This window comes from Acetobacterium sp. (assembly GCF_030652775.1).
Taxonomy (GTDB): domain Bacteria; phylum Bacillota; class Clostridia; order Eubacteriales; family Eubacteriaceae; genus Acetobacterium.
The window spans coordinates 39139-55595 of sequence record NZ_JAUSPS010000074.1; the positions used below are offsets into that span (position 1 = coordinate 39139).

Annotated in this window: 14 protein-coding genes; 11 read left to right on the top strand and 3 right to left on the bottom strand. The window is 42.0% G+C overall.

The annotated features are described in order from the left end of the window. Nucleotides 1-43 precede the first annotated feature (43 nt). Both Q7J41_RS13435 and Q7J41_RS13440 read right to left on the bottom strand, forming a co-directional pair. Nucleotides 44-2197 (bottom strand): HD domain-containing phosphohydrolase, encoded by a 2154-nt coding sequence (locus Q7J41_RS13435; protein WP_304888936.1) that lies wholly within the window; start codon nt 2195-2197, stop codon nt 44-46. Nucleotides 2198-2421: 224 nt separating this feature from the next. Then, on the bottom strand, nt 2422-2688 hold the full coding sequence (locus Q7J41_RS13440) for a zinc ribbon domain-containing protein (RefSeq protein ID WP_304888938.1): 267 nt from the start codon (nt 2686-2688) through the stop codon (nt 2422-2424). A gap of 507 nt (nt 2689-3195) precedes the next feature. Between Q7J41_RS13440 and Q7J41_RS13445 the strand changes: the two genes are divergently transcribed. Together Q7J41_RS13445 and Q7J41_RS13450 are read left to right on the top strand one after the other, a co-directional pair. Then, nucleotides 3196-3999 carry a methyltetrahydrofolate cobalamin methyltransferase gene (locus Q7J41_RS13445; RefSeq protein ID WP_304888940.1) on the top strand — a complete coding sequence of 268 codons (804 nt, stop codon included), beginning with the start codon at nt 3196-3198 and terminating at the stop codon, nt 3997-3999. Nucleotides 4000-4043: 44 nt separating this feature from the next. Further along, entirely contained in the window at nt 4044-5024 is a 981-nt protein-coding gene (locus tag Q7J41_RS13450) for a uroporphyrinogen decarboxylase family protein (RefSeq protein WP_304888942.1), read from the top strand. A gap of 70 nt (nt 5025-5094) precedes the next feature. On the opposite strand, the gene Q7J41_RS13455 is transcribed toward Q7J41_RS13450, so the two are convergent. Beyond that, complete coding sequence (locus Q7J41_RS13455) at nt 5095-5739, bottom strand: TetR/AcrR family transcriptional regulator (protein ID WP_304888945.1); 645 nt, start codon at nt 5737-5739, stop codon at nt 5095-5097. A gap of 259 nt (nt 5740-5998) precedes the next feature. On the opposite strand from Q7J41_RS13455, the gene Q7J41_RS13460 reads away from it, so the two are divergent. The 9 genes from Q7J41_RS13460 (at nt 5999) to trsM (ending at nt 16455) form a co-directional block, all read left to right on the top strand. After that, on the top strand, nt 5999-6532 hold the full coding sequence (locus tag Q7J41_RS13460; protein WP_304888947.1) for a flavodoxin family protein: 534 nt from the start codon (nt 5999-6001) through the stop codon (nt 6530-6532). Continuing rightward, nucleotides 6529-7191 carry a hypothetical protein gene (locus tag Q7J41_RS13465; RefSeq protein WP_304888949.1) on the top strand — a complete coding sequence of 221 codons (663 nt, stop codon included), beginning with the start codon at nt 6529-6531 and terminating at the stop codon, nt 7189-7191. The genes Q7J41_RS13460 and Q7J41_RS13465 overlap by 4 nt, the downstream gene beginning before the upstream one ends. A gap of 135 nt (nt 7192-7326) precedes the next feature. Next, entirely contained in the window at nt 7327-8370 is a 1044-nt protein-coding gene (locus Q7J41_RS13470; RefSeq protein ID WP_304888951.1) for a DUF4349 domain-containing protein, read from the top strand. A 12-nt stretch (nt 8371-8382) separates the two neighbouring features. Continuing rightward, a complete protein-coding gene (locus Q7J41_RS13475; protein ID WP_304888953.1) occupies nt 8383-8790 on the top strand; it encodes a zinc ribbon domain-containing protein in 408 nt (135 codons plus the stop codon). Between the two features lie 284 nt (nt 8791-9074). Beyond that, nucleotides 9075-10097 (top strand): molybdopterin-binding protein, encoded by a 1023-nt coding sequence (locus Q7J41_RS13480; protein ID WP_304888955.1) that lies wholly within the window; start codon nt 9075-9077, stop codon nt 10095-10097. A gap of 53 nt (nt 10098-10150) precedes the next feature. Next, nucleotides 10151-12877 (top strand): molybdopterin-dependent aldehyde oxidoreductase, encoded by a 2727-nt coding sequence (locus tag Q7J41_RS13485; RefSeq protein WP_304888957.1) that lies wholly within the window; start codon nt 10151-10153, stop codon nt 12875-12877. A 285-nt stretch (nt 12878-13162) separates the two neighbouring features. Beyond that, nucleotides 13163-15535: a pyridine nucleotide-disulfide oxidoreductase/dicluster-binding protein gene (locus tag Q7J41_RS13490; RefSeq protein ID WP_304888959.1), complete on the top strand. Its 2373-nt coding sequence runs from the start codon at nt 13163-13165 to the stop codon at nt 15533-15535. Continuing rightward, complete coding sequence (locus tag Q7J41_RS13495) at nt 15532-15738, top strand: DVU_1557 family redox protein (protein WP_304888961.1); 207 nt, start codon at nt 15532-15534, stop codon at nt 15736-15738. Before Q7J41_RS13490 ends, Q7J41_RS13495 begins: the two co-directional genes overlap by 4 nt. Continuing rightward, nucleotides 15739-16455 (top strand): DVU_1556 family methyltransferase, encoded by a 717-nt coding sequence (gene trsM / locus Q7J41_RS13500; RefSeq protein WP_304888962.1) that lies wholly within the window; start codon nt 15739-15741, stop codon nt 16453-16455. Nucleotides 16456-16457 lie beyond the last annotated feature (2 nt).

The window sequence follows — 16457 nt, forward strand, 5'->3', positions numbered from 1 at the left end:
ACATGTAAAAATAAACCGCACATCTTTTCAGATGTGCGGTTTTTTAGAGTTCATTATTATTTTCTGACATAATCCGAAAAAAAATATCGGCGATTTCTGGATCAAATTGGGTGTATTTACCAGCATTTATTTCCTCAATAGCTGTTTCCGCAGTCAAGGGTTCTTTGTAAGGGCGACCATAGGTCATGGCGTCATAGGCGTCGGCAACGGCGATGATTCGGGCTGCTAAGGGGATTTCTTCTCCCACTAAGCCTTTGGGATAACCTTTGCCGTCATACCGTTCGTGATGGACAAGAATGATATTAGCCAGCGGGGCGTAATCATTGAGGGAACTTAAGATGCTGTAACTGATTTCCGGGTGTCGTCGGATTTCCAGCCATTCAAAATCACTGAGTTCGTCCGCCTTATCCAGAATCTCGTTACCAATGGCTATTTTTCCGATATCATGCAGGGCACCAGCAGTCTTTAGCTCATTGATTTCTTCCTTGGTCATTCCCATCGCAGCACCGATCAGGCCGCTGATCCTACTCACCCGTTCGGAGTGTTCCTGCTCGCGGGGAAGCTTTTCGTAGAGGGTCTTCATAATAAACTGGATCGCCTCGTTTCGGGTGCTGTTGCGTTCAGAAATTTTGTACTGATACATCTTATTCTCGGCAGCCTTGAACACCTCAGCAATTTCCTCATCGGCAGTGGTTTTTACACCCCAGCCACTGGAAATAGAGACCTGACCTGCTTCTAAATGTTCGTGGTTTAGAGCGGTATTAATCCGTTTTGCCAATTCCTTGGCCTCCTGGATCTCAGTTTGGGGGAGCAGAATCACAAATTCATCACCGCCGATGCGGGCGATAATATCATCGCTCCGGCTGAGCTCCTGCATGGTCTGGGCAACCTTTTTTAACAATCGATCCCCGGCCATGTGTCCGAAGGCATCATTGGTCAGTTTTAATCCGTTGACGTCAAAAATAAGCAGGGATAAGGGCAGGTTTCTTGGGGTGTTCAACCGTTTCAGTTCCTCATCGAAATAGCGGCGGTTGTATAGACCAGTGAGGTGATCGTGGAAGCTCAGGTATTCAATTTGTTCCTGCTTTTCCTTCTTATCTGTAAAATCCCGGAAGACAATCACAACCCCGGTAATATGACCATCAGGATCTCTGATCGGGGCAGCGCTGTCTTCAACAGGGATCGCTTGGCCGTTTTTGGAAAGCAGAATGGTGTGATTGTTCAGTTCAGTGATTGCGCCAGTCTCCAGTACCCGACTAGCCGGATTTTCGCAGCTTTCCCCAGTATATTCATCAACCAGACGGAGAACCTGATCCAGCGGTAAACCGTAAGCCTCCTGCTGGCACCATTCGGTCAGATTTTCGGCGACCTTGTTAATGAGGGTGATACAGCCCCGGGCATCGGTCGAAATGACACCGTCACCAATCGATAACAAGGTGGTTCGTAAGCGCTCTTTTTCGATAAAAAGGGACTTCTCCATGCGTTTGCGTTGGCTGATATCGTGGATACTGATCACAAATCTAGGTGATTCGTTATCCTTGAGATAAAAAATCTCGGCCAAAAACCATCGTTCATCGGCAGGTAGCGGAGACTTATACTCAAAATCCTGCTTTTCTCCGGTTGCATAAGCGGTTTTATAAACTAAAAGCATTTCGTCAGCTATATCTTTCGAAAAAACATCGGCAATATGACTTCCGATGATAATATCTTTTGGAATAAAAAGGGTAGCTTCATCATGCACGATAACATTGGTGAAATGATAATCGGAACTGACTTCAAAGACAATATCATGGAGAGTCGTAAGTAGCAGATTTTTCTCAGACAGATCCTGTTTTTCCCTGGTTATATCATGAAATAGGGTAATAAAATAATTGGTTTCAGGAGAATAGACTTGTACCCGATACCAGCGGTTTAGAAATTGCGAATATTGTTCAAGTTCACCAGTTGTATTATTAAGGGCAATTTCACCATAGAAATTGATCCAGTCAAATCCAGAACCCCCAATTCCAGGAAAAATTTCTGTAAATTTTTTTCCGATGATTTCCGCGCCGATCAGACCGGTTGCTGTTTCAAAGGCTTGATTGACCTCGAGATATTCATAATCCACAGGAACACCATGGGAATCACAAATAATTCGATGATAAGCATAGCCTACATGGAGATTTTTGATGATTTCATGATAAAAAATATTTGTCATTATTCCCGCCCTCCTTTGCACAAAAATCATGGTTTTCCTTTTATTTTTAAAATGCATATGTTTGATCTGGTGTTTTAATGAATAAAATCTTTGCTGTTATATTACTACTATTATGCATAATTTTAATAAGGAATACAATGATTTATTTGCGAAACATGAATGTATGAGAAACGAAAAATAATACCCTTTATACTTTCAGATCGGCTGGTTTTAGTTAGCGGATTTTAAGTGTTTTTCCACCGTTTTAAAGTGGGGAAAAAGGTCTCCATCTCTTTCCTTGCTTCATATTCGTCAATTCCCGGTTTTTCTTTTAAGAGATAGGGAATACTGACTTCGATCATGCGTTCTTTGGTGATTTTAGTTGTGAATTCACCATTCTTATAACAATCGTCACAATAGTCTCTGCTTTTGGCACCGTTTTTTTCAGTTCCATAGAGTTCATCAGTTTGACCCATGGGTTTTCCGCAGCTCTGACACAGTTTTTCATTCATCGTGCATCTCCTATTCATTGTTTCAAAATAAAGGGTTCAAAATTGAGGTTAAAAATTTGGTATGCGTTTTTTCGGTGAATTCATTATATCAGAATGTTAGTGCTGATGAAAGTGCAACGGAAAATCGATGTTTCTTAGGATAAAATTATAAAATAAAAGTATATTATAGTATAAAGAGTTGTACTTAAATATAAAATTAAGTGTTGAAAAAATAAAAAACGGTGTAATAACAAAGTAAATAGCATAAAAACAACGATTACAATAAGCGAAAAATAGTATAATATTGAAAATATACTAAAAACGGTTGACAGACTTAATGAATACGAGTACAATTAAATTGAAAATAGAAGATAAATTACAATATTGCTTACGTTTTCGTCACAAATCCTCAGAGTTCTGTTGAATGAGTTGCTGCTCAGATTTAAATAAGGTAATCGAGATGCTGATTGTCAGGCTCGCAGCACTTCGCAATTACTTAAGATTATATATTTAAGGAGATTGATAAAGATGATTATTATCGGAGAAAAAATTAATGGTGCGATTCCTTCCACAGCGAAAGCAATCGCCGCCAAAGATGGCGATTTTATCAAAAATCTGGCCAAGATTCAAACCGAAGCCGGCGTTGATTACATTGATGTCTGTGCTTCAGTCGATGACGACATTGAACTGGAAACCATGAAATGGTTGATTGATCTGGTTCAGGAAGTCACCGAAACCCCCATTGCGGTGGACAGCCCCAATGTTTATACCTGTATCGAATCGATGAAATACTGTAACAAACCTGGTTTGTTTAACTCCGTGTCGCTAGAAGGCGATAAGATTGACGCCGCCTTTAAAGCCATTGCCGATACCAAATGGGAATGCGTAGCGCTGTTAAACAGTGATAAAGGAATTCCTAAAACAGCTAAAGACCGTCTGGATGTGTTTGCCGATTTAATGACCAAGGTCAAAGAATATGGCATTGATCCATCAAGAATGCACATTGATCCATTGGTTGAAATGCTCTGTACTTCCGAAGATGGGATTGCCATGGTCATCGAAGTGATCCGCAGCATTAAAGAACAATATCCGACTATCCATGTCACCGGTGCCGTCAGCAATATTTCCTTCAACCTGCCAGCCCGAAAAATGGTCAACATGGGATTTACCGTTCTGGCCATGAATGCCGGTCTGGACAGTGCTATCTTAGACCCAACCAACGGCGATTTAATGGGTATCATCTTTGCCACTGAAGCTTTGTTAGGTGAAGACGACTACTGTATGGAATATATTGTCGCTTATCGTGAAGGAATTTTTGGTCAAATGAAATAAACAAAGGTATATGGAAAATAGTAAGATTAGGAGGAGAAATTAAAATGCTGACAAAAAGACAAAATCTTGTGGAGGTCATGAAGGGTGGAAACCCAGATCGCTTTGTAAAACAATATGAAGCCTTTGCGATGATGATGAAAACTCCGATCACACGAATCAAGCCACCAGTAGGTGGAGAAATTGTAAATGAATGGGGTGTCACCATCCGCTGGCCTGAAGGACAATTAGGTGCTTTCCCCGTACATGACGAAGAACACATTGTGATTAAAGATATTACGAAATGGCAGGACTATGTAAAAGCGCCTTCTGTTGAACAACCAGCCGAAAAATGGGCGGTTGCCATCGCTGAAGCTGAGGCAGTTGACCGAAAGGATCAATATGTGACCGTTTTTGTGGCACCAGGTATCTTTGAACAGGTTCATTATCTGCTGAGTATGGAAGAAGCACTGATGGCATTCTACGAAGAGCCAGAAGCGATGCATGAGCTCATTGATTATATTGTCGATTTTGAACTCAAATTGGCAAAAGAGTTTATTGATCATTTACACCCGGATGCACTTTTCCATCATGATGACTGGGGTAGCCAGATTAATTCATTCATTTCTCCGGCCATGTTTAAAGAATTCTTTGAACCGGCTTACAAGAAAATTTACGGATATTATAAAGATAACGGCGTAGAACTGGTCATTCATCATAGTGACAGCTATGCAGCTAACCTGGTTCCATCGATGATTGAAATGGGGATTGACATCTGGCAGGGGGTTATGACCACCAATCATGTACCTGAGCTCATCAAACAATACGGCGGAAAAATTACATTCATGGGTGATATTGACAGCGGCGTTATTGATTTCCCGGGCTGGACTCAGGAAAACATTGCTGAAAAAGTAGAAACGGCGTGCCGACGATGCGGAAAACTATATTTCATACCTGGTGCCAGCCAGGGGTTGAATGTCAGTTCATTCCCCGGTGTTTATGAAGCAACGGATGAAGAGATTGATAAAATGACAAAAGAAATGTTTTAATTTAAAAAGGAGGTTTCACCCGGTTTTTAATCTGGGTTGAAACCTCCTTTTTCGATGGAAACAATAATTCCTAAAGAAACTTAATTTGATTGCAGTCAATGGTTTTGGCGATTTGAATACCTTTAAAAAGAAGGGTAGTGACAGAATGCTGGTCAATGCCAAGTAATCGGGGAAGAATACCGTTGAGCAAAAAGACCAATTCATCAATAGAATCATTAAGGGGCTTTTCAAAATAGTTTAGAAAATACTCGCGTCGTCCCCCAAAATCGATGAAAAGGAAGTTATCGAATTCTCTTTCGCTAACGACCAGATTGTATTCTTGAATATAACCAAGGTAGGTGTTGCGGATGAAATCACCGGCAATTCGATAGTTAGATGCTTTTTTGAGAATTTCATAGTAAAAGCGGCGATTACTTTCATTGTTGAGAATCAAATCAAAGTAAATATAACTCAATGCCGCATGGCGAAGGATGGGATTTTCAAATCCATCGATTGATAGTGCATTCAGACAGTTGCCAATTTGCTGATAATAATCCGAATATATTTCGTGGACAATATTATCTTTTGTTTTGAAATAATAGGTAAAAAGACCGATGGGTGTATCTGCTCGCATGACTATATCTTTTATCTTGGTATTTTCATAACCATGTTCATAAAAGCACTTTTTCGAAATTTCATAAAGATGGTTTCTTGTCTGGATACCTTTTTCGTACATTATACGCTCCTTGAGTTTTATCGATTAGATCTGCTTATATCCTATCACATTTCAGTCAAGATTTAAATCTTAAAAATTATAAAAAAGATTAATTTTATGAATTTAATCTATGTATAAAGATTTCAAACAAATTCGTTGATTTATTGAAGGATGACATCAATTTCGGTTGACAATATGAAAAATATGTAATATATTACCTTTTGAAGAAGTGTTCGTTTTTGGCACCCTGTGTGCCAAAAATGGAGGAAAGAGGGCGATAATGATTACCATATTATCAGATCACACCAGACAAGAAGTCGGCGAAAGACTTGATGCAAAATTACGGGAGCGGAAAATAGATACTGATCTTATTTCCTTGGCAGACTTGAACGTAGATCCTTGTTATAGTTGCGGCGGTTGTACCGATAAAACCTATGGACAGTGTATCCATCGGGATGATGCTGATATTATTTTGCCAAAACTGATGAGAACCGATGTGCTGGTCATGGTTACCCCGGTTAAATGGGGAAGCTATTCATTTAAAACGAAACGTGTTTTTGATAAATGTGCCATTATCGGAGATCGGCATTATTATTGTAAAAAAGGGGAATTGGTCAAAGGGAAAATTGGTCGGGTCCACACCTTTGTGGCGATCGGGGTGAAGGATCAATGGAAGAATGATGAAAAGGATGCTTTTAAAAATCTGGTTGCGGAAAATATCAAGATTATGAACATCAAGGGCAGCGTGCATCTGGTTGATGACAGCAACATCAGCGCTTGCCTTGAATCGGTAACGGAGGATTTAAGTCAATGAAAAAAGCAGTTATTTTAAATTTAAGCCCCCGAAAAACTGGGACAAGCATGATGCTGGCCAATCGTTGCAGGGAATTTTTATCCACCCGGGATTATCTGGTGGAAATCCTGCATTTATATCCAAATTTGAAAGACCTAAGCCCGTTATTGACAGCGATCAATGAAGCTGAATCAATCATTATGGTTGGTCCCAGCTACATTGATACCTATCCGGCAGATACGTTTTATTTATTGGAAGAGCTTGAAAAAAACCGGGACATTCTCCATGGACAAGATCTTTATGGCATCATACAGGGCGGTATGCCCTATGTTCATACCCATGAATCAGGTCTGAAAATGCTGGAATTATTTGCTGGAGAGAATGAGCTCAGCTACAAAGGGGGATTTGTGATCGGCATGGGGGCAATGCTAAATGGCCAACCTTTGGATAAGCTCTTGAATGGAAAAAAAGCTGCGAGCGGGTTTGAACAATTTTTGAAAAATGTGGCAAAGCAAGAAAGTTCACCTCCTTCCCTATATTATCAGGCCCAGTTAAAAATTCCTGGACTGGCTTATTGGTTTATGGCAACACTCATGAACCGCAAAATTGACAAAGACCGAAGGGAAAAGGGGATTGGGGATCAGGCAAAAAGCCCCTATGATAATTTGGAGATTAATTAACAAATTAAAAAGCAGGTGGATTGGCTGGAAATGATAAAAAAATAGTATTGTGCATTTTTATCAGAAATAAGGGTAAAAAGTTAAAAGACAAAGTAAAAGTCATCAGCTTGAGGAATTTATTTAGGAGGTGGATTCATGGATCAGGAAAAACCGAATCAAAACCCAGGATTTGCAAAAGATGCATCAGCGGATTTGAGGCGAGAAAAGCCCGTGCTTTTCAAACACAAAAAAGGTTGGCTTTACGGTATGGCTGTTATTTTATGCTGTCTGGTTATGATTGTGGCAGGGGGCTGTTTTAGCAGAGCGACTCAGGAAAGCAGTAAAACGGCTGCTGATGAATCCATGGTTACTGATCAGGCAACTGGTGAGACAGCAAATGCTGTGCCGTTACCCGAGGCTACGGCAAATGCAGGTGTTCCCTTTGATGCATCCAAAATTATTTATTCAGGAAATATTAGCCTGAATACCGAAGATTATCAGAATACCTTTGAAAAAATCAGCAGTTATGCTGTGGAACTAGGTGGATTTGTTCAGGATTCGGGATCAAATTATGCATCGGAACAGGCGGGTGTTCAGGCCAATTCCGGTTATCTTACCATTCGGGTGCCATCAGCGAAATTTTCAGAAGCAATGACGCAGATCCAGACATGGGGCAGTCCTATCAGTGCCAATGTCAGCAGTACCAATATTTCGCAACAGTATGAGGATGTTCAGGCGCAGCTTAACAATCTGAAAATTGAAGAGGGACGGTTGTTGGAATACTTAAAACAGGCGACCAATATTACCGACATGCTGGCCATCGAAAGTGAGTTGAACCGGGTTCGAACAGAAATTGACAGCCTGACGACCACCACTAAAAACTGGGATACTGAAATGGCCTACTCAACGATTTACGTGTCCGTGTATGAAAAGAGATTATCATCAACTGCGGTCGATTCACCATTTTCAGAAATATTTGCGAAAATTGGCGAAGGTTTTGTAACCTCAATAAATCTTTTACTCTATATCATTGCATTTCTGGTTGTTTTGGTTTTCAGGCTGATACCATTTGCCGCGATAGCTGGCTTGGGGTTCTTTATATTTATAAAGATCAGAAAGAAAAATAAAGATAGAAAGATCAAAAGCAGGAAAACAGAAACTGATCAAATGAAAGACGAAAATACAGAAAATAAAATCTAAGGAGGAAAGACAATGTTTTGTGAAAACTGTGGCAAACAAATTCCCGATGATTCAGTATTTTGTACACATTGCGGGGCTAAACAGTTGAAAACAGTGGCACCGCCGCAAACCGTGAACCGTGTTCAACAGCCCCAACCAGTTAGGCCGAGTTCGCCTCAACCACCAGCTCAAGTAACTGGGGGAGTAGATCTGATTACGATGGGTCAGTATCTGATTATGTTTTTAATCATGTGTATCCCTATTGCCGGTATTGTAATGCTCTTTATCTGGGGTTTCGGTAGCGAAACGGGTCCCAATAAAAAGAATTTTGCTCGGGCTTACCTGGTGATGATGGCAATTGCCATCGGCGTGGGGATTCTGATCAGCATTGTAATGGGCGCAATTATAGCTTCCGTTATGAGTTCCATGTATTATTATTAATCAATAATTAAAAAAAGATGCCCACGGATGCATTTTGTGCGGTGTTGATAACGGTTATCTGATCTGATACAACAAAGTAACTGCTCAAATAAAAAGCATATGTTCGATATACGAACGGTCAAAAAACAATTAATGTTCAAATAAAAAGCAATCATTAACAATGCTTTTTATGGAAAGCCCTGAAAATGGGCTTTTTTTTATTTGGCACGTTTATTGCTATATACTACAACCATCATTAGTAACGCAGTGAAAATGATACAGATCAAGCTAATGGAGGAAACAATATGAAGGTAGTACCTGTTCGTGAATCAGTGGGTATGTTCCTGGCACATGATATGACCCAGATCATCCCTGGGGAGTTTAAAGGAGCAGCATTTAAGAAGGGGCATATTGTGCAGGAAGAAGACATTCCCCGATTATTGAACATGGGAAAAGAACACATCGCCATTATTGAATTTAATGATGGAACAATCCATGAAGACGACGCAGCGCTCAGATTGGGACAGGCAGCCTCGGGAACCGGAGTTGAATACGTTGGTACATCCGAAGGAAAAGTGACAATGACTGCGACTCAATCAGGACTGCTTAAAATAAATGTGCCGGTTCTTCAGGAGATCAACGAATTGGGCGAAATGATGATGGCCACCCTTCATACCGATACCATGGTAACAAAGGGAACCCTCGTCGGCGCTACCCGGATCATCCCGCTTTCCATTGAAAATGAAAAACTGATTAAGATGGAAGAATTGTGCGCAAGAAGTAAACCAATTGTCGAAGTACTGCCGTTGAGAAAATTCAAAGTTGGGGTTGTAACGACTGGCAATGAAATTTTTTATGGCCGGATCGAAGACAAGTTTGGAGATGTGATTAGAGAGAAATTTGCAGAACTTGGTTCTGAAGTATTTAAACAGGTTTTTTCTCGGGATGACTCGGACATGATTGCTAAGTGCATCCTCGGTTTAATAGAAGAAGGGGCAGACATTGTCACCGTAACCGGCGGAATGTCTGTCGATCCGGATGATGTAACACCGGAAGGGATTGGGAAAACAGGAGCCAAGTTTGTCTCCTATGGAGCACCCACTTTGCCTGGTGCCATGTTTTTACTTTCATATCGGGATGATATTCCGGTGCTGGGATTACCCGGTTGCATTATGTACAGCCACCGAACCGTATTTGATTTAGTGGTACCAAAGTTGATGGTCGGCGAAAGATTAACCCCCAAAGACATATCCAAACTGGGACACGGAGGACTATGCTCCACCTGTCCGGAATGTCATTATCCCAATTGCGGATTTGGAAAAGGTTGATTTTTGCATCCATATAGAGTAATTAGTTTTTAATATTTTAAGGAGGATTTCACGTGGAAAAAAAGACATTGTTCATTAACGGGATTCAAAGGACGGTAATTGTTGATCCGGATACAACCCTGGCAAATGTAATCAGAAAACAACAGGGGTTAACTGGAACGAAGGTAGGGTGCGGTAAAGCGGAATGTGGAGCCTGTTCAGTTATTTTAAATGGTAAGGTTGTCCGATCATGTGTCACCAAAATGAAACGGGTTGCTGATGAATCTGAAATTCTCACCATAGAAGGCGTCGGAACACACGATAACCTCCATCCTTTACAATTGGCATGGATGGTTAATGGGGCAGCTCAGTGTGGTTTCTGCTCACCAGGTTTTATCGTTTCGGCTAAAGCATTGTTAGAAGAAAATGCCAGTCCAACCCGAGAAGAAGTACGCGCCTGGTTCCAGAAACATCGTAACCTTTGTCGTTGTACCGGCTATATTCCCATCGTTGATGCGGTTATGGATGCGGCCAAACTAATGCGCGGCGAAGTCAAAAAAGAAGATCTGTGGTTCCAGCTAAAAGAAGGCGATTCCCTGATTGGATCAAAATATGTTCGACCATCCGCTCTGGCAAAAGTTACCGGAACTTGGGATTTTGGTGCCGATTTAGGCTTGAAAATGCCTGAAAACACCTTGCATATTAAACTGGTTCAGGCTCAGGTTTCTCATGCGAATATTATTTCCATTGATACTGCTGAAGCTGAAAAAATGGAAGGCGTATTTAAAGTTATCACGTGGAAAGATGTCCCTGGAACCAACCGCATTAATGGTTTGGCCTTCCCAACGAACTTAGGTGATGGCCTGGAAAGACCAATATTAAATGACAAAAAAATCTTCCAATTTGGGGATGCTTTAGCCATGGTATTGGCGGATACACCTGAACAGGCAGAAGCAGCAGCGGCAAAAGTTGTTGTTGAAATCGAAGAGCTGCTTCCTTACATGAGTGCACCGGCAGCGATGGCTGATGATGCTATTGAAATTCACCCGGGAACGCCAAATATTTATTTCCAGACAAATATCGTTAAAGGTGATGATCCTGCTCCATTAATGGAAACTCTGCCTAATATCATTGAAGATGACTTCTATGTTGGCCGTCAACCACATTTACCATTAGAGCCAGACGTCGGATTTGCTTACTTCGATGAAGAAGATAACCTGATGGTTCATTCCAAGAGTATTGCCCTTCATTTCCATCAGTTAATGACCGCTGAAGCCATTGGGGTGGATCCTACTAAGTATTTCATTGCACAAAATCCTACCGGTGGAACATTCGGTTATAAATTCAGCCCAACCATCGAAGGTTTATTAGGTGTAGCTGCTATGGTTTCAAAAAGACCTGTTTATCTCGAATTCAATATGTTCCAACAAATCACCTACACCGGAAAACGTTCACCATTCTTTATGAATGTAAAATTCGGGGCAGATGAAAATGGAATCATCAAAGCGATGGAATCAGACTGGTCAGTTGATCATGGTCCATACTGCGAATTCGGTGATCTGGTAACCACTCGTGGATCACAATTTATCGGTGCCGGCTACAATATTCCCAATATCCGTGGTGAAGGCCGAACCGTTGCCACCAACCATGCCTGGGGTTCAGCATTCAGAGGCTACGGCTCACCACAGAGTCTGTTCTCATCAGAAGTATTGATTGACATGCTGGCAGACCAAATGGGCGAAGATCCATTGGAACTGCGGTATAAAAATGTTTACCGTGAAGGCGACTTAACACCAAACGGATGTCCGCCAGATGTTATTGCCTTACCCCAGGAACTTGACACCATGAGACCAATCTATCAGGCGGCCAAAGCAAAGGCTGAAGCTAAGAATAAAGAAGGCGGTACAACTAAATATGGCGTGGGTATCTCACTGAACATTTATAGTTGTGGGCTTGACGGTCCAGACTCATCAGAAGTTTGGGTTGAATTATCCCCCAAAGGTGTTACCGTCGGAAACTCTTGGGAAGATCATGGTCAGGGCGCTGATATGGGCACATTGACCTTTGCTCACGAAAGCTTAAAACCATTGGGAATCAAACCAGAACAAATTAAATTGGTTATGAATGATATGAAATTCACACCTAACAGTGGACCTTCAGGTGGTAGCCGAAATAATGTATTAACAGGGAATGCCATTAAAGTCGGTTGTGAAAATTTAATTGCAGCCATGAAAAAGGCCGATGGAACCTACAGAACCTATGATGAAATGGTTGCTGAAGGGCTGCCATTAAGATACGCAGGCATCTGGACAGCTCCTTGTACAGCTCCTGGTGTAGATACAAGTCAGGGGAACCCATTCCCAACCTACATGTACGGTGTTCTTTTATCCGAAGTTGCGGTTGACACAACCACCGGAAAAACTAATGTAGATAAACTGACCCTTGTATCGGACTGCGGCGTTATCACCAATAAACTGGTTCTTGAAGGACAGTTATGGGGTGGTTTGACCCAGGGGATTGGTTTAGCCTTAAGCGAAGATTTCGAAGATCTGAAAAAACATACAACTCTGACCGGTTGCGGTATTCCTCAAATTAAAGATGTTCCCGATGAGATTGTCTTGATTCATCAGGAAACACCGCGTCCATTAGGACCATTTGGAGCTTCTGGCGCCGGCGAAATGCCATTGTCAGCACCACACGCATCGATTATAAATGCGATTTTCAACGCCTGTGGCGTTCGCATTAAGCATTTACCAGCGTATCCAGAAAAAGTACTTGAAGGTTTAGAAGCCTTAAAATAAGCAAACCAAGTCTCATTACCAAAGGAATTGAAAGCTTCTAAGCTTTCAATTCCTATTTTACATTAACCGGTAGTGTTGGCGTACACTGGACTTTGGTGTTTGTTTCTATGATACAATTGGATGAGATTACTCGCTTAGTATTAACGAAAGGATCACATGATTTGCGATCAGTTTCATACTCATTAATAATAAATTGTATATAGAAACAGACATCAGAACGAGTCAAGGTGACGATGTTTAGTTACTGCAATGGACTGAAAAATAAAAAGAGTTAGGAGACCAACTATGAATTTAGATAAATTATTGGAAACCGGGGATCGCTGTATTCATAAGGAACCCCCAACCTGTACAGCCCAGTGTCCAGTTCATCTGGAAATCATCGACTTTTTATCAGAAATAGAAAAAGGGAATTTTCAGAATGCTTATAAGCTGATGGAAAAGAAAATGCCTTTTCATAATATTATCGGTCGGATCTGCGATCATCCCTGCGAAGCACCCTGTGAAAGAAGCAAGGCTGGCGGCTCCATCCGGATATCCGATCTGGAGAAAGCAGTGCTGGAATATGGTGCCTATAAACCGAAAAAAGTCTGGCCACTTCCTAAAAATAAAGGGAAGGTTGCGATTATCGGCGGCGGACTAAGTGGTTTAACCACTGCTATTGATCTGGATAAAAAAGGTTATAGTGTCACAATCTTTGAAAAAACCAATCGATTGGGCGGGCGACTATGGGATTTTGTTGGTGAGTCCATGACTGAGGAATTATTACAGCAAGAAATGAAGGCGATTGCCGATAAAAAAATAACCATCCATTTTGATGCAACCGTAGATCAAAAAAGACTGGCGGAACTGCTTACCGAATATGATGCGGTTTATCTGGGAACAGCTGCCTGGGAAGAACCAATCGAAGCGAATCCCGTTACCTTTCAGGTGGGCGATTCGACGCTATTTGTCGGCGGCCAGTTACTTAACAAAAGTGATTCGGTGATTTTGTCAGCCAGCTCCGGGCGACGGGCGGCTATTTCCATTGAGCGTTATCTGTCAAAGGTATCCCTTACCGATTCTCGCGACCGGGAAGGTGTATTTGAAACACCGCTTCAATTTGATATCACTAGTAAAAAGCCACTTCTTCCCATCGAAAAAACAGCGGCAATTTATAGTCGGGAAGAAGCCATCGAAGAAGCACAACGCTGTGTTAAATGTCAGTGCCGCAAATGCATTGAAGGTTGTGTCCATCTTCGTAAATTTGAAATGTCTCCGGATGCCTATATTCGGCAAATCAACCACAGTGAACGGATTATTTTAGGAACGCATTATGCCAATAAAATGATTAATTCCTGCGCTGAATGCGGTCTCTGCAAGGAAGAGTGCTTTCTCGACATCAGCATGAACGACGTCATTCATGAAACCCGGGAAAGTATGGTGCAGCGGGGAAAGATGCCAGTATCAGCCCATGACTTTGCCTTAAAAGACATGGCCTTTTCCAACAGCTCTCGTTTTTCATTGGTGCGGAAACAACCCAGCAAAGAGGAATCCAAAGATCTGTTTTACTATCCGCTGATTTCCTTTTCGGATTATGTCAAAGGACTATACAAGGGTACTGGCAAAACGGAATATCTTTTCTACCCCGGCTGTCAGTTGCCGGCATCCTATCCGGACGATATCAAAAGCATCTACGAGTACCTGGTCGGTCATGTCAAAGGCGATGTCGGGATTTATCTGGGCTGCTGTGGAGCGCCGGCTGATTGGGCTGGACAACAGGGCTTGATGAACGAAAACATTGAAGCGATTAAAAAAGTCTGGACAGAAATGGAACAGCCAACCTTTATTTTGGCCTGTTCCAGCTGCATTCGTATTTTTGAGAAATATTTGCCAGAAATTAAAGTTGAGTCGCTCTGGGATATTTATGTCCGAGAGGGCTTGCCGAACAAAGATCACATTAAAATCCCACAGACCTTAAGCATTCACGATGCCTGCGGTACCCGGGAAAACAGTGATCTTCATGAGAGCGTTCGAAAAATCGTAGCTAAACTGGGTTACGGAATTGAAGAACTGGAATACACGAAAGAAAAAACAAAATGCTGCGGATATGGCGGACTGGTTTATTACGCCAATCGGGAACAGTCCAATGCGTTTGTTTCCGAACGCATCGGTGAAAGTGAGAATGATCTGCTGGTTTACTGTGCCATGTGTAAGGATCTTTTCGTCTCCGGCGGCAAACGAACCTACCATTTGCTGGATTTGATTTATCCTAAGGACGAGGGCGAATCGGCCACCCGCAAAATGCCAACTTTGTCGGAACGCCATCAGAATAGAAGTCGTGTTAAACAAATCCTATTAAAAGAAATCTGGCGAGAGGAACCCCTGGAAGGCGTGATGGAAGATAACTTTACCCTGATTATCCCCGAAGATGTAAAAAAGAACATTGAGGATCGCTATATCTTGATGGAAGATATCCAGGCGGTGCTCAAGAATGCCGAAGCAAAAAACGAACGTTTCTGCAACCCAGACACCGGCGAGTATCTTGCCAAACTAAGGCGGGATAATGTTACCTTTTGGGTTAAATATGAAAAAGAAGAGGAGTCTTTCCTGATTAAAAGCGTCTACAGCCACCGCATGGAAATATTGGAAGAGGATGGAAATAGTGGAGGAACGAAATGAAACACGAAAGTAATGACCAAACAAAGTGGCTCTGTGATAAATGCCAGCGAGAACTGGAATTAGCCAAGGTGAAGGTTCGCTATATGGAAGGGAATTTCGAAGTGGATCTGATGAAGTGTCCGACCTGTAATCAGGTATTTATTGACGAAGCGCTGGCTCTGGGGAAGATGAAGGAAGTAGAAGAAGGACTGGAGGACAAATAATTGTCTGGAAATTGTGCCTACGAAAGTCCTCAGATGACCGAGCTTCTGGGTGAAACCCTGCGGCCGGGGGGATTTGATTTAACCGACAAGGGTGTCGCATGTTGTCACTGGACATCAGCCGATTTATTGCTGGATCTGGGATGCGGACAGGGAGCCACGGTCCGCTACCTGGACCAGACCCATGGGCTGAATGCGGTAGGGATTGATCCCTCCCATAAGCTGCTTGCCATGGCCCGAAAAAACAATCCCGATAAAAGCTTTCTGATTGGCAGCGGTGAAGCGATTCCCTTTCAGGATGATTTATTTCAGGGGGTGTTGTCCGAGTGCACGCTTTCGCTAATGACAGATATGACTGCTGCCCTGAAAGAGGTTTATCGGGTGATGAAAAATAACGGGACTTTTTTTATCACCGATGTCTATGCTCGAAATCCTGAATCGCTTGAAGCGATGAAAACCCATGAGTTTGAGAGTTGTATGCGCGGTTTATACGATTTAAAACAGGTGCAGATTGATGTCGAAAGTGCAGGTTTTGAGATTATATTACTTGAAGACCACAGTGAGTTGCTCAAACAACTGCTGGTCAAAACGATCTTTGAATTTGGCTCGATGAATGCATTCTGGCAAAAAACTGGCGGTGCTTGTGCAACCGGATTTCAGGAGACACTTAAAATGTGCAAACCGGGCTACTATATGATGATCGCAAGAAAGGCGGAATAAGA